Source organism: Dyadobacter psychrophilus, assembly GCF_900167945.1.
In the GTDB taxonomy this organism is placed as follows: Bacteria; Bacteroidota; Bacteroidia; order Cytophagales; family Spirosomataceae; genus Dyadobacter; species Dyadobacter psychrophilus.
Genome location: NZ_FUZA01000010.1, coordinates 64,918 through 86,394 on the forward strand (window position 1 = coordinate 64,918; position 21,477 = coordinate 86,394).

At 45.2% G+C, this 21,477-nt stretch carries 18 protein-coding genes; 11 read left to right on the forward strand and 7 right to left on the reverse strand.

Features of this window, described 5'->3' with window-relative positions; genetic code table 11:
• Window positions 1-2: 2 nt before the first annotated feature.
• The 3 genes from B5X68_RS25740 to B5X68_RS25750 are packed head-to-tail and all read left to right on the forward strand — an operon-like array spanning window position 3 to window position 3,836.
• A complete protein-coding gene (locus B5X68_RS25740; RefSeq protein WP_082217645.1) occupies window positions 3-1,355 on the forward strand; it encodes a sensor histidine kinase in 1,353 nt (450 codons plus the stop codon).
• Between the two features lie 16 nt (window positions 1,356-1,371).
• Window positions 1,372-1,803: a response regulator gene (locus tag B5X68_RS25745; RefSeq protein ID WP_082217646.1), complete on the forward strand. Its 432-nt coding sequence runs from the start codon at window positions 1,372-1,374 to the stop codon at window positions 1,801-1,803.
• Between the two features lie 29 nt (window positions 1,804-1,832).
• Window positions 1,833-3,836, forward strand: a complete 2,004-nt coding sequence (locus tag B5X68_RS25750; RefSeq protein ID WP_082217647.1) for a response regulator — start codon at window positions 1,833-1,835, stop codon at window positions 3,834-3,836.
• Here B5X68_RS25750 and B5X68_RS25755 read toward each other — a convergent pair.
• Window positions 3,829-6,051, reverse strand: a complete 2,223-nt coding sequence (locus tag B5X68_RS25755; RefSeq protein ID WP_082217648.1) for a xanthine dehydrogenase family protein molybdopterin-binding subunit — start codon at window positions 6,049-6,051, stop codon at window positions 3,829-3,831. The two genes, B5X68_RS25750 and B5X68_RS25755, sit on opposite strands and share 8 nt — an antisense overlap.
• Window positions 6,051-6,521, reverse strand: coding sequence for a (2Fe-2S)-binding protein (locus tag B5X68_RS25760; protein WP_082217649.1), 471 nt, complete (start codon window positions 6,519-6,521; stop codon window positions 6,051-6,053). The genes B5X68_RS25755 and B5X68_RS25760 overlap by 1 nt, the downstream gene beginning before the upstream one ends.
• 120 nt (window positions 6,522-6,641) lie before the next feature.
• Here B5X68_RS25760 and B5X68_RS25765 point away from each other — a divergent pair, with 120 nt between their 5' ends.
• Window positions 6,642-7,595 carry an alpha/beta hydrolase gene (locus B5X68_RS25765; RefSeq protein ID WP_229208568.1) on the forward strand — a complete coding sequence of 318 codons (954 nt, stop codon included), beginning with the start codon at window positions 6,642-6,644 and terminating at the stop codon, window positions 7,593-7,595.
• 323 nt (window positions 7,596-7,918) lie between these two features.
• Entirely contained in the window at window positions 7,919-8,068 is a 150-nt protein-coding gene (locus B5X68_RS29025) for a hypothetical protein (protein WP_170916727.1), read from the forward strand.
• A gap of 21 nt (window positions 8,069-8,089) precedes the next feature.
• On the opposite strand, the gene B5X68_RS28705 is transcribed toward B5X68_RS29025, so the two are convergent.
• From B5X68_RS28705 to B5X68_RS25780, 3 genes are all read right to left on the reverse strand, one after another.
• A complete protein-coding gene (locus B5X68_RS28705) occupies window positions 8,090-9,250 on the reverse strand; it encodes an ATP-binding protein (RefSeq protein WP_141110415.1) in 1,161 nt (386 codons plus the stop codon).
• Window positions 9,251-9,337: 87 nt separating this feature from the next.
• The gene (gene pdeM, locus B5X68_RS28710) at window positions 9,338-9,979 is read right to left on the reverse strand and encodes a ligase-associated DNA damage response endonuclease PdeM (protein ID WP_141110416.1); all 642 of its coding nucleotides are present in this window, start codon (window positions 9,977-9,979) and stop codon (window positions 9,338-9,340) included.
• Complete coding sequence (locus B5X68_RS25780; protein ID WP_082217651.1) at window positions 9,969-12,431, reverse strand: ligase-associated DNA damage response DEXH box helicase; 2,463 nt, start codon at window positions 12,429-12,431, stop codon at window positions 9,969-9,971. The genes pdeM and B5X68_RS25780 overlap by 11 nt, the downstream gene beginning before the upstream one ends.
• Before the next feature lie 132 nt (window positions 12,432-12,563).
• On the opposite strand from B5X68_RS25780, the gene B5X68_RS25785 reads away from it, so the two are divergent.
• Together B5X68_RS25785 and B5X68_RS25790 are read left to right on the forward strand one after the other, a co-directional pair.
• Window positions 12,564-12,779, forward strand: a complete 216-nt coding sequence (locus tag B5X68_RS25785) for a DUF2281 domain-containing protein (protein WP_082217652.1) — start codon at window positions 12,564-12,566, stop codon at window positions 12,777-12,779.
• Window positions 12,779-13,174 (forward strand): type II toxin-antitoxin system VapC family toxin, encoded by a 396-nt coding sequence (locus B5X68_RS25790; protein WP_082217653.1) that lies wholly within the window; start codon window positions 12,779-12,781, stop codon window positions 13,172-13,174. Before B5X68_RS25785 ends, B5X68_RS25790 begins: the two co-directional genes overlap by 1 nt.
• Before the next feature lie 2 nt (window positions 13,175-13,176).
• On the opposite strand, the gene B5X68_RS25795 is transcribed toward B5X68_RS25790, so the two are convergent.
• Window positions 13,177-14,775 carry an ATP-dependent DNA ligase gene (locus tag B5X68_RS25795; RefSeq protein ID WP_082217654.1) on the reverse strand — a complete coding sequence of 533 codons (1,599 nt, stop codon included), beginning with the start codon at window positions 14,773-14,775 and terminating at the stop codon, window positions 13,177-13,179.
• Window positions 14,776-14,779: 4 nt separating this feature from the next.
• Window positions 14,780-15,907, reverse strand: a complete 1,128-nt coding sequence (locus B5X68_RS25800) for a ligase-associated DNA damage response exonuclease (protein ID WP_082217655.1) — start codon at window positions 15,905-15,907, stop codon at window positions 14,780-14,782.
• Window positions 15,908-16,076: 169 nt separating this feature from the next.
• Between B5X68_RS25800 and B5X68_RS25805 the strand changes: the two genes are divergently transcribed.
• The 4 genes from B5X68_RS25805 to B5X68_RS25820 all read left to right on the forward strand — a co-directional run bounded on the left by B5X68_RS25805 (window position 16,077) and on the right by B5X68_RS25820 (window position 21,459).
• A complete protein-coding gene (locus tag B5X68_RS25805) occupies window positions 16,077-17,267 on the forward strand; it encodes an ABC transporter substrate-binding protein (RefSeq protein WP_082217656.1) in 1,191 nt (396 codons plus the stop codon).
• Window positions 17,267-18,364, forward strand: coding sequence for a FecCD family ABC transporter permease (locus B5X68_RS25810; RefSeq protein ID WP_082217657.1), 1,098 nt, complete (start codon window positions 17,267-17,269; stop codon window positions 18,362-18,364). Before B5X68_RS25805 ends, B5X68_RS25810 begins: the two co-directional genes overlap by 1 nt.
• On the forward strand, window positions 18,361-19,383 hold the full coding sequence (locus B5X68_RS25815; protein WP_082217658.1) for an ABC transporter ATP-binding protein: 1,023 nt from the start codon (window positions 18,361-18,363) through the stop codon (window positions 19,381-19,383). Before B5X68_RS25810 ends, B5X68_RS25815 begins: the two co-directional genes overlap by 4 nt.
• Before the next feature lie 93 nt (window positions 19,384-19,476).
• On the forward strand, window positions 19,477-21,459 hold the full coding sequence (locus B5X68_RS25820) for a glycosyltransferase family 39 protein (protein WP_082217659.1): 1,983 nt from the start codon (window positions 19,477-19,479) through the stop codon (window positions 21,457-21,459).
• Window positions 21,460-21,477: the final 18 nt, after the last annotated feature.

Sequence of the window (21,477 nt, forward strand, 5' to 3'; positions counted from 1 at the left end):
AAATGAACATGCCCGAACTTACGGACGTCAATTATCACCGGTTACTGAAACGTCAGATCCGGAAATCACTGCCGCCTGAACTTGCCGAACATCCCGACCTACAAGACTTTTTATTGTCTGTAAATCAAGCATATACCGAATATCAGGACGACCTGGTGCGCGTAGAGCTCATACTTGAACAAAGCTCCGGCGAATTGTTCAAGGCCAACCGCGAACTAAGCCGCATTGCGGCGGAAAAGACCGAGGAAGCCGCATTAACCAACAAAAGGCTTGAAGAGGTGGTCAGCAGCATTACAGAAGTTCTGGTGCAGCTGGATCAAAGTGGGAACATTATTTACATGAACAAGGCCTGGGAAACCATTACGGGATATACAGTAAATGAATGCATCAACCGAAACTGGATGGATTTCTTTTCGGATTCCGAAGAGGAAATCGGTGAAATGCTAAGTTCCGAGCTCCCCACGATCAATGCCACAATTAAAATTTTTACAGCAAAAAGAAAAGAGATCTGGATAGGTGTTTCGCTTACCAGACAATATCTTAACAATGTCTTGGCTGGCTACATTGGCACTTTTTCGGATGTTACCGAGCGTGTTTCAGCCGAAAAGAAATTAAAATCCTACATGCGTGACCTGGAACGCATCAATGCAGAACTGGATCAGTTTGCCTATGTCGTAAGTCACGATCTGAAAGCTCCGTTGCGTGCCATAAACAACCTTTCCGAGTGGATTGAAGAGGATATCAGCCATTTGCTGGAAGGCGATACACTGGATCAGTTCAAGCTGCTTCGCGGACGCGTTCACCGCATGGAAAGCCTTATCAATGGCATTTTGTCCTATTCGAGAGCGGGAAGGATCAAGACCGTAAAAGAGCGTTTTGTGATCAATTCGTTACTGGATGATCTGCACGAGACATTCAACAGCAAAAAACCGGTCCGTTTTGTCTTCGACGGAAACACGGAAACCGTGCTGGAAACAGAAAAAATTACATTGACCCAAATTCTCCAGAACCTCATTTCAAACGGCATCAAGTACAATGACAAGCCAGAAATTGAAATAACCGTTGGCTGGAAAGAGGATGATAAGAAATTTGAATTTTATGTAGCCGACAATGGTCCTGGCATCAGCCCCGAATTTCACGAACGCATTTTTGTCATTTTTCAAACATTACAGGCACGCGACGAGGTCGAGAGCACGGGTGTAGGATTGGCCATCGTAAAAAAAATCCTTGATGAAAAAGGCGGCGTGATCAGAATTGAATCCCAAATGAAAGAAGGCACCAAATTCATTTTCACCTGGCCCAAAAGTGAAGTCAAAGAAGAAGAAATCTCACTCAAAAATAACCCTTTTCAATAACTAGAATTTTACTCAAATGTCCCTCTTAAACCCAGTTCCAATGACCATATTATTGGTTGAAGACGATGAAGTAGATGTGATGAATGTGAAGCGCGCATTTAAGAAAAACAACATTTCTAACCCGCTTGTCGTCGCATCAAATGGCATTGAAGCGCTTGAAGTGCTTCGCTCCGTTTCGCCCGACCGTCCGCGGCCAAAAATTGTGTTGCTGGACCTTAACATGCCCAGAATGGGTGGAATTGAGTTCCTGAAAGAAATCCGCCAAGATCCCGAGCTGAGCTCGTTGTCGGTTTTTGTGATGACAACTTCTAATGAAGACAGCGACAAAATTGAGGCATTTAACCTGAATGTGGCCGGATATATCCTGAAACCACTTTCGATGGATCGCTTTATTTCGGCCGTGTCCACGCTGAATAGTTACTGGACACTCTGCGAATTTCCCGGATAAAACTAACAAACACACATTACCTCCCTCCTATGGCACCTTTAAGCATTCTTTTGGTTGAGGACGATGAGATCGACGCGATGAATCTGCTTCGCGCGATCAAAAAGTCTCAGGTAGAAATTGGAGAGGTAAAAATCTGCAAATATGCCGAGGATGCGCTGCTAACCCTGGATTCCTGGGTGCCGGGGTGCGTATTTCTGGATTATCAGCTGCCCAAAACGAGCGGTCTTGAATTGCTGAAAAAGATCAAGGAAATGGCGCCGCAATTGCCGGTTATCGTCCTCACATCCCAGGGAGACGAGCGGATTGCGGTGGAGATGATGAAGGCCGGCGCTACGGATTATTATCCAAAATCGGAGATCAATGCAGAGAAGCTGACCAAAGCTTTCCACACGCTCGGGCAAATGCTCGAAGTGGAAAAAGGAAGGGAAGACGCTCGACAAGAACTGGCTGAAAAAGAGGAATTTATAAATAAAATTGCGCTCCTTTCGCCGAACATTATATATGTTATCGACATTGAGAAATGGACCAATATTTTTCATAATAAGCAGATCTGGAAAATACTGGGCTACTCGGAAGACGACATTGTTACCGACACAAAAAACGGCCTTAAACAGATCATTAACAACCAGGATCAGCTTACATTCCGGCGCCATTATCATTATATGCGGCATTATGTGAAGGACGTAGATGTGATTGAAAAAGAGTTCAGGTTGAAACATAAGGACGGCTCGGAAGTTTGGATTATTACCCGGGAAGTGCCTTTCAAGCGAAATGAAGAGGGAACTGTGCAGGAAGTGCTTGGCACAGCCATTGACATTACCAGCCGGAAACTGGCCGAACAAGAGCTTTTGCAAGCAAAAAGAGATGCCGAAGAAGCAACCCGCATCAAGTCTGATTTCCTCTCGACCATGAGTCATGAGATCCGCACACCGATGAACGGGATTATTGGTTTTACGGATATTTTGTTAAACAGTGATTTTAAAGGTCAGGATAAGGAATATTTGAAAATGATCAAAAATTCTGCTGATAACCTGCTCGTTATACTAAACGACATTCTGGATTTTTCTAAAATTGAGGCAGGGAAATTTGGGCTGGACAGCTTCCAGTTTGACCTGAAAGAAAAGCTGGATTTCCTCATCAGGACATTCGAAGTAAGGGCTAAGGAGAAATCGATCAACCTGCTTTTTGAATGTGACGATGACGTTCCGCAAATCTTGCTTGGCGATGCATATCGTTTGAACCAAATTTTAATTAACCTGGTCGGCAACGCCATTAAGTTTACGGAAGATGGCTTTGTCAAAATTGCCATTCAGCTGGAAAAAGACCATGGAACCAATGTGGACCTCCGTATAGACGTATCTGACTCAGGAATAGGGATTTCCGAAGACAAACTAAACGATATTTTCGACAGCTTTTCCCAGGCGCATCACAACAATGCCACAAGATATTTCGGCGGAACCGGCCTTGGTTTAAGTATTACCCGGAAAATCACCGAGCTGATGAACGGCACCATTTCCGCTAAAAGCAAGCTTGGAGAAGGCGCAACATTCAGTGTTGTGCTCAATTTCGGAAAAGGGGGAATTTCAATAGAGGAAGAAACAGCAAATGCACCTGAAAACTTGTCACTGAAAGGTTTCAGGATCCTTGCAGCGGATGACGTTCCTGCTAACCAAATGTTACTCAAACATTTACTTAGAAGATGGGAGGCAGAATTTACCATATGCGGAAATGGCAGGGAAGTCCTTAACAGCCTGGACGGAGACGGTGATTACGACCTTATCTTAATGGACATTCAAATGCCGGTTATGGATGGTATTACGGCTATGAAGACCATTCGCAGCCTTTATCCAAAATATGCGCATGTTCCTGTAATTGCCTTTACAGCAGACACTTTCGCCGAAAATGCACCGGAGCTTGCGTCATGCCATTTCAATGATTTCGTTACCAAACCATTCAAAGCAGAAGAATTGATCCGCGTTATTTCAAGGCATCTTGCATTCAGCAATGCTGCTCGTCCGGTAGTTATCAGCTGATTTTGCTCCAATCAATTTTATCCGGCGTCAACGGAATTTCCCTCAGCCTGCTTCCCGTCGCATCAAAAATCGCATTAGCAATGGCAGCTGAAACCGGCCCCTGCGCCGCCTCGCCCGCACCGAGTGGTTTGAGTTCCGGCCGGTCAACTACAAACACTTCTGTATCAGGCACATCTTCGAAGCGAAGAATCGGATATGTTTCCCACGAATTGCTTTCCACACCATTAGCACCATAATTAACCTGCTCCAACATTGTCCAGCTGGCGGCCTGGATCATTCCGCCGGAAGTTTGATTAATAATGCCATCCGGATTGATAGCCTGCCCCGAATCAATTACGCCTGTTAACTTTACCAAACGGTAAGTTCTGGTTGCGCGATCCAGCTGAACTTCTGCTTTTACAGCAAAATAGGACGCGTTATTTTTATATTGGGCAAAAGCGAATCCCTTTCCGAGCCCCGCTTTTTTATTTGAATCCCAACCTGCTTTTGTAACCAATGTTGTAATCACCTCTTTGGCGCGAGCGTCTTTCAAATGATCCAGCCGGAACCGAACAGGATCTTTTCCTGCCTTCGCCGCCAGCTCATCCATGAAGGATTCCAACGCGAAAATGTTCCCGTAAGCACCCAGGCTTCGCAATGCAGAAGTCCGTAAAGGCCCTTTGTAGTTGTGCAAAGCAACGTTTTTGGTTTCAAAATCATACAACGGAAGCGAATTCCGATGGCTCCCGCCTGAGAACCCGCCACCTTCGAAAGCAAATGGTTTTTCGAGATGCCGTCCCGCAATCAGATGTCCCGCCTTTCCCCCCGGCCGCGAGCTATGCGTATCCGACCAGATATCTGTCTGCCAGGACGTAACTTTCCCTTCACTTATTGCAGCTTTAATGTTAAGCACCATGGCCGACCCATAAGGCTCCCATTTGTGCTCATCTTCACGCATCCATTGCACCCGAACAGGCTTACCCGGCATTTGCAAGGCCAGTAATGCCGCATCACCACCCACATCATCGGCGCCATTATGCCCGTAACAACCCGCTCCCGGCACGCCAATCACCCTGATTTTTTCCAGCGGGAGATTCACCAAATCGCTAACCGTGCTTCGCAATGGAAAAACGCCCTGCGTATGCGACCAGATCGTCAGCTGATCATCCTTCCAAAGCCCGATCGCGCAAGACGGGCCGATGGAGCCATGCATTTGGTAAGGCCGTTTGTATTCTGCTTCAAGTGTTATTGTATTCTCAGAAAGCTTCTTATCCGCACTTTTATCTCCCTCAACAATTTCGCCAGCACTGCCATTTTTGATCATATCCGCATATAGCTGACCTGGCAAGGGCGTTATCGGTTTACTATCCCACTTCGCCAGCTGCTTCATCTTTTCAAGCGCTTTAATGCTTTCAAATTCCTGTGATGCGATCACAGCAGCGAAATTTCCATTGACCACAACTTTCAAAACACCTGGCAGTTTCTGGATCTCATCCGTTGGAAACGAAACCAACCGAGCACTATAAACCGGCGGCCTCATCACCCGCGCATGCACCATATCCGGCAAGCGAAGATCCTGGATGAAGTGCGTTTTCGCAGCAGCAATGTCATTAATATCTGTTCTTTTGATGGGCTTGCCGACCAGCTTGTAATCAGCAGGTTTTTTCAGTTCAGATTTACCGGTAACTTCTGCTTCCAGGCGCTTCCCCTTTACCAGATCTTTGTAAGCAACTGTTTTCTGATTTTTGGCTGATTTTACAATTCCGTTATTGACTGAAAGTTCCGCAACATTGGACTTCAATTCCTTCGCGGCCAATATCAAAAGGTATTTTCTGGCCTCAGCAGCCGCGTTTCTGATTGCGTTTCCACTTCCTTCAATGGAACCGCTACCCGCCGTATAGCGCTCATCCTGCGTTTGACCGGTGTCCGCGATAATAATCCTAACCTGCTTTATATCAATGTCCAGTTCCTTAGCCGCCATTTGCATCAATGCAGTCCGTATGCCTTGACCAAGCTCCATTTTACCGGTCAATACAGTCAAAATCCCCTGCTCATCAATCCTAATCCATGAGTCGACCGCTTCACGATCGGCAATCAATATTTGCTCCGGCGAGTAACATTCATCCGGTTCAGTCGAAAAGCCGAGCCCGGGCATGAGCGTAAAACCCATTAATAAATAACCCGAACTTCGAAGAAATTCACGCCTGCCAGACTTTATATCATCGAATTGCTTCATTATTTATTTAGTTTAGCCGCCGCCTTTTTCACTGCACTGATAATCCGCGTGTGTGTTCCGCAGCGGCACAGATTCCGTTGCAACGCCTGCCGTATTTCCTGGTCTGTCGGATTTTTGTTTTCTGCCAACAATGCTTTTGCCGAAATGATCATGCCGTTCATGCAATAGCCGCATTGTGCCGCCTGCTCTTCAATAAATGCCTCTTGAATAGGATCAAGCACATTATTCTTAGAAAGCCCTTCCAGAGTTGTCACCTCGTAAACCGCCGCAGCCGAGCCCGGGATTACGCAAGAAGGTTGCGCTTTGCCATTCAGGAGCACCATGCAACTGCCGCAACGCTCAATCCCACAGCCATATTTCGGGCCATTCAATTGGAGATTATTCCGTAAAAGATAAAGCAGCGGTATTTCCGGATCCGCCGTCACGCGGTGAGTTTTGCCGTTCACTTTAATGTTAATCAGCTCAGCCATATCCTAATGTGTTTATCGATCAGAATAATAAAATTAAGCCTGCGCCATTATTTAACTACTTGTTTTGTAATCTTTCAAAGAGCTTTCAGCGTATGTGTCAGCATAATAGAGACAACATTTATGAAATCGGAGGCGCGTATCACACTGATCGTTTTAATTATTTTATTGGGCGCATTTATGCTCACATTGTCAGGATGTTCTTTCAAAAGAATAACGAAGTCGAAGAATATTGTATACCAAAAAGCGGATAAAACTTCCACCGAACAGCAACTGAATGTGTTCGCTCCAAAGAAGCATTCCGAACCTAAGAACGTCCTGATTTTTGTGCACGGTGGCAACTGGAATTCAGGTAAAAAGTCGCAATACAACATTATCGGAGGACATTGGGCCAAGAAAGACGTTGTAACTGTGATTGTTGATTATCCCTTAAGCCCGGCTGCGGATTATGCCGCAATGGCCATCTCCGTCGCAAAATCGGTAAAATGGGTGAAGGAAAATATTAGTCAATATGGAGGCGACCCGGATAAAATCTTCTTATCAGGCCACTCCGCAGGCGGTCACCTTGCAGCGCTTTTAGCAACCGATGAGCATTATTTCAAAAACATTGGCCTGGAAAAGCCACTCGCCGGCCTCATCCTTATCGACGCGGCCGGGCTGGATATGCATGGTTATTTGACCGAAGAAAAGTTTGAAAAAGGAAACACCTATCTCAACACATTTTCCAACGACCCGAAAACCTGGAAGGAAGCCACTCCGCTTTATCATTTGCACCATAACATGCCCCCTATGCTCATTTATCGCGGCGGAAAAACCTATCCATCGATCCTGAAAAGCAACGAAAAATTCATCGCAGCCCTGCAACCCTACGCCACAGAAACTCCTTACCACATCCAGAAAAGTAAAAAACACATTCCGATGATTACACAATTTTTTAATCCATGGAATGCGAGATATGGCGAGATTTTGGAGTTTATGAATATGGCCGGGAATAGGAAGGATTTGCCGGAGGGTAAGCGGGACGCGGCCTTTCTTCCAATAAATTTGAAACCTGGCCCTCTTACAACGAACCCCTGACCTAGCAGAGCTAAATCGGGGGTCAACTCGGAAACTAAATGTTCGGAGAAATCCACTCCGTCAAATTTCGCAATCAGCCTTGACTATTTATCCTACGGAAAAACAAACGGCAGGAATCAAAAATTTAACGGCGAATAGGTATTAAGGGTCATTTTGAGATTGAAACCATTGTCAAATACAAGCCTTAAAAAGGCTTTTTATTTATCTAAATTTTAGGGAGTTTTCCGTAAATCAGTGCTAAGAAAAAACCCGGAGCATTGCCACACAACAACGGCATCCGGGTTCAGTTCAATCAAGTTTCACAATCAAACTTCATCAAAAATATGAACACACTACAAAATTCGACAAACAAAGAAATGAACGGCAGGAATGAAAAATTTATCGGTAACGAACCTGCGTTAATGCAGCAATCTGAGATCGTAAAGGAGTTCTTTCAAACGGATAGCGGAAGCGAAATGCGAGGTCTCTCCTAAAAGGGCGTAGCATTTTATCAACTAAATATCCCTCTTGACCATTTCAAACCAATTGATAACATTTACTCCATTTGAACGCTCTTCTTCCTGATTGCCTGCATAGATAATGTATGCTTTTCGCTCGCCACTTAACTTATTCCAGTACAAGAGACTTTTGAAAAATTCGCCGTTTATGGTTTTTCCGGCTTTGATTTCAATGGGCAATAATGTGAGACCGTTGTCAACCACAACGTCTACTTCATGCCCGGTTTTATCTCGCCAATAATATAGGTTAACAGGCTTTCCGGCATTCGTCCGCTTTTTTAAAAGTTCAGTCACTACCAAACATTCAAATAAACTTCCTCTTAAGGGATGCAATGCCAGCTGCTCCTCATCGGTGATTCCCAATAAAGAACAAACCAATCCCGTGTCGTAGAAATAAATTTTTGGCCTTTTTATCAGCGTTTTATTAAAGTTTTTGAAATGTGGACGCAGCAAGTAAATGATGAAACTGCTCTCCAAAATACCAATCCAGGACTGAACGGTTTTAGTATCTACCCCTGTGTCAACAGCGAGTGAGGTGAGATTTAATTCCTGACCTGTTCTTCCGGCCAAAAGACGGATAAAGCGTTCGAAAACAATGAGATCGGTAATATTTTTAATTTGGCGCACATCGCGGTCAATGTAAGTACGCAAATAATTGGGAAACCAATCTTCGGGAGGAATGCCTGGATCGTAAATCGGAGGATAGTGCCCCTTTAACATTAAAAGGTTTTCATCCGGCGGAGTTTGATGATCAGGAAATATTTCAGCTGTACTAAACGGCAGCAAGTTGATAATAGCAACGCGACCTGCCAGTGTTTGCGAAATGTTCTGCTGAAGCAGGAAATTATTTGACCCGGTCAAAACAAAGCGGCCAGTTTCAGACGAGTCGTCCAGGATTTCCTGTAAATAGGAAAATAACTCTGGTGTTCTCTGTACCTCATCGAAAATGGCTCCTTGTTCGTACCTCGCCAGAAAGCCACGTGGATCTTCAATAGCAAATCTCCTAATGTCCGGATTTTCAAGAGACAGATATGGTTTGTCAGGGAATAAGCTCCTTACCAGCGTAGTTTTGCCAGATTGACGCGGCCCAGTGACAGCCACGGACTTAAATGAGCGGGCTAACTGGGTTATTTTTAAGGCAGCAAGACGTTCTATCATAAATTGAAATTAGCCAAAAACTGGAAAAATACGGAATCCAATTCCATATTTTTCCAGTTTTTGGCTAATTAACTTTCTTCCAACTCTTTAACAAACCGAAAAAACCTTAGTCTCAGTAGTAATATATATCTTCCGATCCTTGGCCAGGTCCATTTGAAAACCTCCTGTAAAAACACCGAAACTGGGAACAATAGCTTGGTGGTTATCGATTACGAAACATGGCAAACGTACGCTTTGGCGACCTTTTCCGTAGGTTGTGAATACGGGGTGGACGTGGCCGGCGAAGATGAATTTTTCTGAAATGGCATCGACTTTTGGGTGGTGGGTAAAGAGAAAATCCCCTTCTTCAAAATCATTCATATGCACTTCCAAATCTGCTTCCAAAAACAAACTGACCGGCAAAATATCGTGGTTTCCGATCACGATAAGCATTTCAATGTAGTGATGTGCCGTGCGCCAGGTTTTGAAAAGGTCCCATTCTGCATTGTATTGGGCGTGAAAAAGATCGCCCAAAAAGATAATACGGGTTGCGCCGGTAGTTTGGACGAGTTCGTTGAGTCTTTTAAAATTGTTGTCAATGGCATTGGGCGGGATTGCGATGCCTTCTTTCCTGAAATGCGTGATCTTCCCTAAATGGAGGTCTCCGATTAATAAAGTCTGCGTTTCTTCCCAAAAAATGGCTCTTTGTGTGAGTAAAATAAAATGGTTGCCTCTGATTTCAATCTGCATTACTATACTGTTTGATCATTTTCTGGATCCGGTCATCCAGCTTTTCCGAAGTTAACTGCTCGCGCAACCGGTCCACCATGATAGGAAACGAAAAAGGCGTTGGTTTACGGGTTTGCTTGACGATAATTTTCTGATTTGCGATCCGATCCAGCGCCTGCCGCATCCGAACTTCCTCCAATTGATATGTCAAAACTTCCTGATAAGACTGCTTGATAAGCAAATTATTATCTTCATACTTACTCATAACCGTGAAAAGCAGCGAACTCGAAGCTTGTAACTGCCGCGTTTTCATGTTTTTTCCTGGATAGCCCTGAAACATTAATCCCGAAATTGCCGCAATTTCCCTGAATTTCCGCTTCGCCATCTCCGTAGCGTTCACGCTTTGGTATATATCGTCGACCAAATGTTTGGTTGAAAAAAGATCGACTTCATTCATTATCTTCTCAAAATCAACATACTGGTCGCTCAACAACTCAAATCCATAGTCATTCATGGCAACCGAAAACGTAATAGGCGTCAGCTTACTAATCCGGTAAGCGAGAATGATCGACATGCCTTCGTGCACCAACCGGCCTTCAAACGGAAAAATAAAAATATGGTAGCCTTCCCGCGTTTCGCATTGCTCAATGAGAAGCTGATCCGTTTTTGGGATCATCGAACGACTTGCCTGCAATTCCAGGAGCGGCCGCATTTTGGCTAGTTCGAGCTCCTTATGCGGATTTTCAATAGCATCAGCAAGCCGTTCCCGGATAAATGTGGATAATTGCGAGGATAGCGGCATTCTCCCGCCAGCCCAGCGCACGAGAAAACCCTTTTTACCTTCGGCTTTTTTGACACTGACGGTCATTTCGTGAATCCTGACAAATTCAACGGTCATGCCTGCAAATGTAAAAACGTCGCCCGGCTTCATCCAGGTAACGAATGATTCCTCAACCGTTCCGAGATACTTTCCAGACTGCAATTTGACCTTAATGCCTGTTTCTGAAACAATTGTGCCCATACTCAATCGATGGCGCAATGCAACGCGACGGCTTGTCACTTTGTAAATTCCATCGACCCGCTCCACCTTTTTGTATTCATCATAAACTTGCAGCGACGAACTTCCGGTGGTAATGTATCCCAAAAGCCACTCCCATTCCTGCCGGTTCAGATATTGATATCCGTAAGCATCGCAGACTTCCTCAAACAATTGAGCTTCGTCAAAACCTTCGCCAACAGCCAAAGTCATCATCCATTGTGCGAGCACATCAAATGCGTGCGCAATGGGCGGTCGATCTTCCAGCATATTTTTGACAACACCTTCCCGCAGGGAAACGGCTTCAATGAGTTCCAGTGCATTGGTTGGACAAAAATATATTTTACTATCCACCCCGGGCCTATGCCCGCTCCTACCTGCACGCTGGATAAATCGGGCGATGCTTTTCGGGCTGCCTACTTGTATAACTGTATCCACCGGTCTGAAATCGACTCCTAAATCAAGGCTTGCCGTGCAAATGACCAGTTTTAAGCGCTCGTCATGCAGCGCCTCCTCGACCCAATCGCGAATCTCGCGATCGAGCGAAGCATGGTGTAATGCCATAATGCCGGCAAATTCAGGGTATTTGTCAATGATCGTCCGATACCAGATTTCCGTTCCCGATCGGGTATTTGTAAAAAGTAATGTTGTTTTGCTCTGATTCACAACCTCCACAACCTGATCAACCAATCGCGTCCCCATATAACCCGACCACGGCAGTGTCTCAACTCTCGGTGGGATAATGCTTTCTACCAGGATCTTTTTATCCGTATTTGCTTTGATAACCGCAGATTTGCTGACCGGAAACTTCATGCCCAGCAACACATGTTTTGCTTCTTCCAGATTCCCGATCGTCGCCGAAATGCCCCACGTTTGCAGGTCGGGTTTCAGGCTTCTTAACCGTGCAAGCGCCAGTTCCGTTTGCGTTCCGCGCTTGCTTCCCATCAGCTCATGCCATTCATCGACAACGACTGTATGGAGGTTTTTGAATGTTTCCGAACTGTTTTTTTGGGCAAAAAGAATGTGGAGGCTTTCCGGCGTAATGATCAGCGCATCAGGCATTTGCTTCTTCTGATCGCTTCTGTCTTTTGTATTCGTGTCCCCTGTGCGAATGCCTACGCGCCAGGTAAGGTTCATTTCCAAAGCTGCCGTTTCCATGTTCCGGAACAAATCTTTGGAAAGAGCACGTAAGGGTGTGATCCAGAGCACTTGCAGGCCGCGTTTGGCTTTCAGCTCCTTGTTACTTCGCTCATTCATATGCCTGATCAGGATCGGAACCCAAAGTGAGTAAGTCTTTCCGCTGCCGGTAGGCGCATTCACCAACCCGCTTTTCCCATCCAGATAAGCCTCCGCCGCCTCTTTCTGAAAAGCCGCCCACTTCCATTTTTTGGATTTAAACCAATTTTCAGCGATGCTATGTCCGGGGGATTTGGTCAAGTTGGTTTTTGAGATAAATGTTATTTCAATAGTAAAAACTTATTCCATAGCGCGTCGTTTTGCTGGTAAAAGCTAAATTATATTTAAATATTATATTCTTGGTATATTTGTTACAACTCATACTATCACGACATGCTAACTACAATAGAAGGAATATACGAAAATGGAAAGGTGATCTTGAAGGAAATTCCTCCCTTAAAAACAAGATCAAAAGTGCTGATCACATTTATGGATGATCCTGATCAATCAGGGATATTGAAAAAACGACCTCTTGGCACAATGAAAGGGACTATCAGGATGTCGGACGACTTCAATGATCCAATCGATGATTTGAAGGACTACATGTGATGGCTTATTTATTAGACACACATGTAGTCCTTTGGGCATTGGACGAAGAGAACCGCCTTTCCGAAAAATCCAAATCCATAATTTCTGACCCAAACTCTCCCTGCTCTGTTAGTATAATATCCTTTTTCGAAATTGCAATCAAGAAGAAAATCGGAAAGCTGGAACTCTCGAAATCGATATCCGAATACATTCAGGAACTAGAAAGAATCGGAATTACAATTTTGCCGATCTCAGACACTGCACTCAATTGCTACGAAATTATTCCTTATATTTCTGGCCATGGTGATCCGTTTGATCGGCTCATTTTAGCGACAGCAATGTCTGAGAGTTTGGTGGTTATTTCAGCAGATGAAAAATTTGAGAAGTACAAAGACATTGTTAAAATTCTCTGGTAACCTCACCTATACATCTCCAAAATCCCCTTCAAAGCCTCCAACGTGTCAGCTTCCTCAGCCTTTTTATCCTTTCGCCAACGCAGAATCCTTGGAAACCTTACTGCAATGCCGGATTTGTGCCTGGATGATTCGTTGATGCCTTCGAAGCCGATTTCAAAAACCAGTTCTGGCTTTACGGTTCTCACAGGGCCGAATTTTTCAAGGACATTTCTTTTAATGAAATAATCGACCTGGCCAATTTCGACGTCCGTTAACCCGGAGTAGGCTTTTGCGAACGGGACCAGTTTTCCATCTTCACCCCAAACAGCAAAAGTGTAATCAGTGAAAAGTTCAGCCCGCCTTCCTGAGCCTTTCTGAGCGTATATGAGCACGGCGTCAACACTTAGCGGATCGATTTTCCATTTCCACCAGTCGCCTTTTTTACGGCCGACCTGATAAGTGCTTTCTTTCCTTTTGATCATGAACCCTTCCGCGATATTTTGCCGGGATAGGGTGTGTAATTCACGCAAAACCGCCCATTCTTTAAAATCAATAAGCGGTGAAAGATTAAATACAAGCTGACTTGGAGCTTTTTGATGAACCAATTCCAGCTCAACCCGGCGCTGTTGCTGGGTCAGGCCCCGGATATCGACGCCATTCGCTTCCAGGATGTCATAAGCAAGAAATGCAACGGGCGCCTCTTCGAGCACTTTTTTTGATAGATTTTTTCTTCCAATGCGGGTTTGCAACACATTAAATGGCATGGGCTTATCATCCATATAACTTACAATTTCCCCATCAAGCACTGTTCCGTTTGGCAGGATCTCGCTTAGGAAATGTAGTTCGGGAAACTTTTCGGTCGATAATTCTTCGCCGCGTGTCCAGATAAAAAGCTCATTGTTGCGATATATAATTTGTGACCGGATTCCGTCCCATTTCCATTCTGCAAACCAGTCTTCTGGATTTCCCAGGCCCGAAACATCACCTTCAATCGGATAGGCAAGGAAAAATGGATAAGGCCTTGATGCATTGTCATTTTCACCTTTATCCAGGATCAATTGCTCAAAAGTGGTCCCGGCGGGCTCCCACTGGCCCATTACACGGTGTGCGATCACATTAGAATCGGTTTCGGTGGCTTCCGCTAATGCACGCACAACCAGCGTCTGCGAAACGCCAATCCTGAAACTGCCCATCAATAATTTATTAAACACAAATGTCTCGTGTTGAGACAGTTGCATCCAGGCTTGTAAAATATGGTCATGTTTTTCTTCATCCGTCATGCCGGGAAGCATTCCCAGATAACGGAACCATTCCGTGAGCGATCTGTCGGAACCATCGACTTTGTTATTGGGTAAAAGCAGGGAAATGGTTTCTCCCAAGTCGCCCACACTATGGTAACTTTCCTGAAAAAGCCACATCGGAATGCCCGCCTCTTCGGCAGCCCATTCCTTCACCATGGTTCGGTTAACCTTAAACGAAGGTCGTCGGCCCGTAAAAAGCGTTAGCGCCCATAGCTTGTCCTCGTCCGAAGCGGTCAGAAAATATTGCTTCATCAACTCCACCTTTGCATTGGTTTTGTTGGTGCGGTCCAGATTCATGAAGAGTTCTGCGAATTGTTTCATACCCCTAAATACCCTGTTGGGGACTTTTTATTGTAGACTTTGAGTTGATCGTGATTTCTTCATCCAACGATTCTTTGTGTTGTTGATAGGCCTCGGTTCCGGCACTGATATCCTGGACTACTTCTTCTTCCTCGTTTTCGTCTTCGTTGCCGTACATCGTGTGGACTTCGCCTGCTTCAATGCCGTTTTCGTTGAGATATCTTGCGTAAATGCTTGTGTAGCCGTGTGTGACATATACTTTTTCTGCGCCCGATTCTTTTACGGCCGTATTCAAGTCTGGCCAATCCACGTGATCGCTTAAAACAAAGCCCTGATCAACGGCACGGCGGTTTTTGGCACCGCGTAACGCCATCCATCCGGAGCAATATCCCAATGAGTAAGGTGCAAATTTCTTAATCCATGTGCTGCTATCGACAGATGGCGGAGCCAATACGAGTGAGCCACGAAATAACTTCCGGTCGGTTTCCTTGGTTACCAATGTCAATTCCGGCAAGTCGAAACCTGCTTGCCTTAACCTTTCATTTAATGTATAAATGGCTCCGTGTGCATAAATGACTTTATCTTGCAACTCAATATTTTTCAGAATCCGCTGCATTTTGCCCAGTGAATAACCCATCAGCACGCTGGCTTTATCTTCGTTTTTATTTTGCCGCCACCAATTGTCTATTTCGGTCATGACTTCGTGCTGTGGCTGCCACTTGTAAATGGGCAAACCGAATGTTGATTCCGTAATAAACACATTGCATTTCACTGGTTCGAACGGCTTTGCGAAGTTGTCGTTTTCCAACTTATAGTCGCCGCTGGCCACCCAAACCTCTCCTTTATATTCAACCCGAACCTGCGCAGAACCAATGATATGTCCGGCCGGGTGCAGCGAAAATGTCACGCCATTAATTACAAATTTCTCGTAGTATTCAACTGTTTGCAGCGAAATATCCTGTCCTAATCTCAATCGCAAAATGGGCTCACTGTCCTTATGGGCCAGATAATGCTTGCTTCCCCAGCGCGCATGATCGCTATGTGCGTGTGTAATGATGGCCCGGTCGACGGGGATCCATGGATCAATGTGTGCATCCGCAACGGCGCAGTATATACTTTTCCCTGTAAATTGTAAAAGAGATTGTGCTGGCATGGCTTGGAAAATATTAAAAGTGTGCCAACTGACAAATCAGCATCCGTCTCCACTCCCCGAAAATTAATGCTATTTTTGAGTGACTTTTTTGATACAATTCAAATACGACTAGAAAATGTCAAGAAGACGCTTACCTACATTCAAACTCATTGCCTCAAATTCTCATTGAATGAATCTCCAACGTTCCTCTAAAAACTTAATATTTTTTTTCTTAATCCATTTATCTCTTTTCCTTTTTTCAGGCTGCAATTCCGAGCAAACACAATCTCAAAAACAGGATTCTGAGGCCGGGCAAAGTTCTTATCCTGTCCAAACCAAAATCAATCATGCGAAGGGCTTCACAATCACCTATCATGATAATTACAAAATCGTTAGCATACTAAGCCCGTTTGAAAATACAACAGACACTGCAAAATACATTTTACTGGAAAGAGGGACTGCGCGGCCGGAAGGTTTAGAAGAAGCGCAGGTGATTGAAATTCCTTTGCGAAGCATTGTTGCGACTTCTTCCATGCATGTTGCGTTGCTCGAATTTCTAAACTCGGAAACCATTGTTACCGGGCTGAGTAATCCGCAATACATTTATTCGAATAAAATCCAGGCATTGATTAAGGCCGGAAAAGTCGTGAACATTGGCCAGGATCAAGGCTTGAACGAGGAGAAATTGGTGGAAATGCATCCGGATGTAGTGATGGCGATGGGTGGCCCGGGTGCAAAAACAGATCAATATCAGATTCTGGCGCAAGCCGGCATTCCAGTGCTGATTAATTCGGAATGGACTGAAAAAACGCCATTGGCACGCGCTGAGTGGGTTAAGCTCGTTGCGGCGCTAATTAATAAGGAAAAAGAGGTCAACGAAAGGTTTGGTAACATCGAGGCAAAATATGTCAGGCTCTCTGAGCTTGCAAAAGAAGTGAAAAGCAAGCCATCAATCATTTCCGGCCTGAACACAAAAGACGCCTGGTTTTTGCCCAATGGCGATAGTTACATGTCGCAATTTTTCCGGGATGCGGGTGGCGATTATCATTGGAGTAAAACGAAGGCGACGGGGAGCTTGCCATTAAATTTTGAGGCCGTATATCCCATCGCACTGGAGGCCGATGCGTGGCTGAATGTTGGGTTTGATAAAAGTGATACAAAGGCCAATATTTTGGCGCAAGATTCGCGTTACAGCGACTTCAAGGCTTACAAATCGGGGCGGATGTTCAGTTACAATGGCCGTGTCAATGACCAGGGCGCTAATGATTTTTTTGAATCGGGAACAGTAAATCCGGACATCGTGCTTTCTGATCTGATCAAAATATTGCATCCGGAATTGTTGCCAGAGCATCATTTAGTTTATTACAAACAGCTCAAATAATGGCAGAAACCGCCCAAAAAGAACCTTCGCTCAAATCTCCGGCAACCGCGCATCGACTAATTTTCGTGGGGCTGATCATGCTTGCGATCTTGTTCTTTATATTGGATGTAATGCTCGGTTCGGTCCAGATTCCTTTTAAAGAAGTTTCTAAAATAATCTTTCTACAAGAATCCGAAAACACTGCCTGGTTATTCATCATTGAAAAAATCCGCATCCCAAAAGCAATAACAGCCATTCTGGTTGGTTGTGGGTTGTCTGTCAGCGGATTGCAAATGCAAACATTATTTCGAAACCCACTGGCCGGTCCGTCTGAGCTGGGCATTACCGCCGGAGCCGGACTGGGCGTGGCGGCCGTTATGCTTGCCGGCGGAAGCAGTGCGAGTATGTATGCGATCAGCAAGCTTGGCGTTTCCGGAAGCTGGCTGATCATTGTAATGGCTTCCCTGGGATCAGCGCTGGTTCTGTCACTCATTTTATTAATAGCAGGAAGGATCAGGGACAATGTGATTTTGCTGATCGTTGGCGTAATGATCGGGACTATAACCCTCTCTATTGTCAGCATTTGGCAATATTTCAGTCAGCCCGAACAGTTGCAGGAATACATTATGTGGACTTTCGGGTCGCTGGGAGGCGTTACGCAATATCACCTGTACGCTCTTTCGGGCGTTGTCGCATTTGGCCTTTTACTGGCATTCATATCCTCCAAAGCACTTAATGCTCTTTTGTTGGGGGAAAATTATGCAAGAAGCATGGGACTAACCATTGGAAAAACAAGGCTCATCATTATGCTCAGCACGAGCTTGCTAACAGGCAGCATTACTGCATTTTGCGGGCCGATCGGATTTGTCGGCATTGCCATTCCGCATATAACCCGCTCATTGTTTGGCACTTCGGATCATCGCGTACTGATTCCGGGATGTTGCCTGACCGGCATGGTGCTGCTGCTTTTATGTGATATTATTGCCCAGATGCCCGGCATGGGAATGCCCGGCATGCAAACCGTCATTCCTGTCAATGTAGTGACCTCATTACTAGGTGCGCCGGTGGTGATCTGGATCATTATCAGCCGTAATAACCTCCGTTCTTCTTTCTCATGAGCGATGTAAAACCATTTCTGGAAACGAAGGAGCTTGCTATCGGATACAAAACCAGGAGCACGGAAAGGGTCATTTCCGAAAATCTGAACCTGACATTAGAACCCGGTCAACTTGTTTGCTTGCTAGGCTCCAATGGCTCTGGGAAATCAACATTAATGCGTACAATCGCCGGCTTGCAACCCGCTTTGGCAGGCGTTGTGTATATCGGACAACAGCCGCTGGCCACCTTGAAATCTGCTGAATTGGCGCAGAAACTCAGCCTGGTTTTGACGGAACGTATTGAAGCCGGCAACCTTACTGCACTGGAAGTCATTACATTAGGACGTACACCTTACACCGGTTGGCTGGGTGCCCTAAGCAGTGCGGATCAAAAAAAGATCGATGAAGCCATTTCATTAACCCATGTTGAGGATTTAATTAACAGGAAAATTCATCAGCTGAGCGACGGAGAGCGGCAAAAAGTAATGCTAACCCGCGCACTCGCACAAGATACGGAGCTCATTCTGCTTGACGAGCCAACCGCACATTTAGATCTGCCTAACCGCGTGGAAATGATGCGTTTATTGCATACACTGGCACGGCAAACGGGAAAAGCAATACTGTTAAGCACGCACGAGCTCGATCTTGCATTGCAAGCAGCTGATATGCTGTGGCTTATGCAACCTGACGGGTTAATTGTCACGGGAGTTCCGGAAGATCTTGTGCTGAACGGCGCGTTTGAATCGGCATTTGCGAAAAGTGGCTTTTTCTTTGACAAAAGCAGTGGCACATTCAATATTTATCAGGATGTATGCACGCATTCCATCTGCATTTCCGGCGATCCGATGCTGGCTTTTTGGACTAAAAGAGCATTGCAGCGCGAAGGTTTCGGTGTTACTGATCATGACCACGCAACATATAGGGTGCATTGCGATCGCCAGGATGAAGCTGCAATTTGGCAGATGGAATCGGCTTTGCACGCCTCGAAATACTTCAACATTGCCGACCTGGTTTCGGGATTAAAAAGCGCCGTCAAATAATCAATGTGCCCATCGGTGGCAAAATCCGAACGTTTTTTGATCGAATTAGTTAGTTTTGACCTTCGAAACTAGCCAAAGCTGTTAACCCTTCACATGATATTTCTAATTCCGCTGGCAATCTGGCTGGGCACAGCCAATTGCTTCCTGGCATTTTATAACGGAAGCCCGCAAGCATTCCGCCGCTCATTATTGACTGCCGCGATTGGCATATTTTTCTTCATCGCCGCGTCTACCGAAATGCTTAGTCCTGCGAATTTTGTTAACGCAACTTCTATAAAAACAGCCTGGACGATCCTGAATATTGCCCTTATGCTGCTTTTTCGGCGACTGAGCAAAAGGGAGAATGTTTCCATGCCCGATATTTTAAAGATTTGGTCGTCTTCCGGCCGGATATTTTTCCATGACACCGGCACGTTTACCAATGTGATTTTATGCTCGATTTTGACACTCACGTTTATCGTTGCGGTGGTTGCGGCCCCTAATAATATGGATTCTATGGCCTATCATTTGAGCAGGCTCGGCTACTGGATCCAGAACGGAAATGTCAATCATTACGCTTCTCATATCGAACGTTCTATCTCGTTCAGCCCGTTTTCGGAGTATGTGCACTTGCATTCATTTTTGTTGTCCAACAGCGAACGGGCGTTTCAATTATTGCAATGGGGGTGCCTGGTTGGCCTGTTAATGTACATTTCGTTGCTGGTTGAAATGCTTTCCGGAAAGCGCGCGGCCATGCGGGTGGCGCTTTGTTTTGGTGTTACTCTGCCAATCGTTGTCCTCGAATCCATGACGACGCAGAATGACATTGTGGTGGCATTTTTCATCGTTGCCTGCGCATTTCACGCTTTCGACTATGTTCGGCAAACCAATAAAATTTCCCTCATCCTGCTCGTTTTGGCAGCGGCTTTGGGGATGATGACGAAGGGGACTTTTGTATTTTATACCCTTCCTTTTGCTGCATATGTTTTCTTCTTCATGATCTCAAAACCGCTTCAATGGAAGCCGCTGGCCTTTCTGATTGGCGGGGCTGTTTTGATGATGATGCTGCTTAACGGGCCGTTCTGGTACAGGACTTACCAGATTTACGAAACGCCGATCGGGAGAATGAGTAATGGCAACAAAAATGACGTTTCAAATCCGGCAAACTTGCTTTCTTCCACAACCAAACACGTTTTTCTTCATTTAGGATTTGTGTCACCGGGAGATCGATATAACCAGGTTATGATGAGTACATTGGATCGGTTTCATCAGTTTATAGGCATTCCGCTAAACCCGGCCGGGACCGGAATGATCTTTAAGATGAACAAGCTGAACTTTAATGAAGATTTCGCCCACAACTTTCTTGCTATGTGGCTGGTTATCTTCTCTTTGCCCCTATTATTTTTTACAAAGTTATCCAAAACCGCCTGCTGGTTCGCGGCCTTGTCATTTGCGAGTTTCCTGCTCTTCTGTTTTTTCATCGGGTATCAGATATACGGCTCGAGGCTGCATATTCCATTTTTCTTACTCATTGCGCCCATCATTGGGATCGTTTACGGCTCACTCAAAATCCGCGCATTCCCTGTTCTTTTGAGTTTGATACTCTGGCTTTTTGCGCTGCCTTTCGCAGTTTTGAGCACAAGCCATCCGCTGCTTTCTACCAAATGGTTTTTTGAAGAGGTTTTTCCAAAAATTAACTCAGCATTTAACCTGAATATCAACATTGGTAAGGCTAATATGAACTTGAAACAGCCTAGCATTTTATTTTCCAAACCTGAAAAAATCGTCTGGGGAGATTATGCTGAACAGGCCGCGAAGATGCGCTTTTACGTGGACTCGATTGGTGCTAAAAATATCGGCTTCGACTTTCTGGAATCCAGCCTGGATTACGCCTACCAATATGTTCTGAGGGCCCCCGACCGGCATTTTGAGCATGTAAAAGTGCGTAACCCTTCGCATATTCTGGAAAATAAAACCTTTCTGCCCGACTGCATTATTGCCGAACATTTTGAAGGGAACCAGATGACTTATCATGGCCGCACTTATGTTAAAACATGGACTGTAACCGGCACTTTTATATATGTTCCCGTGAACTAGTTCCGGCTCTATTTTATT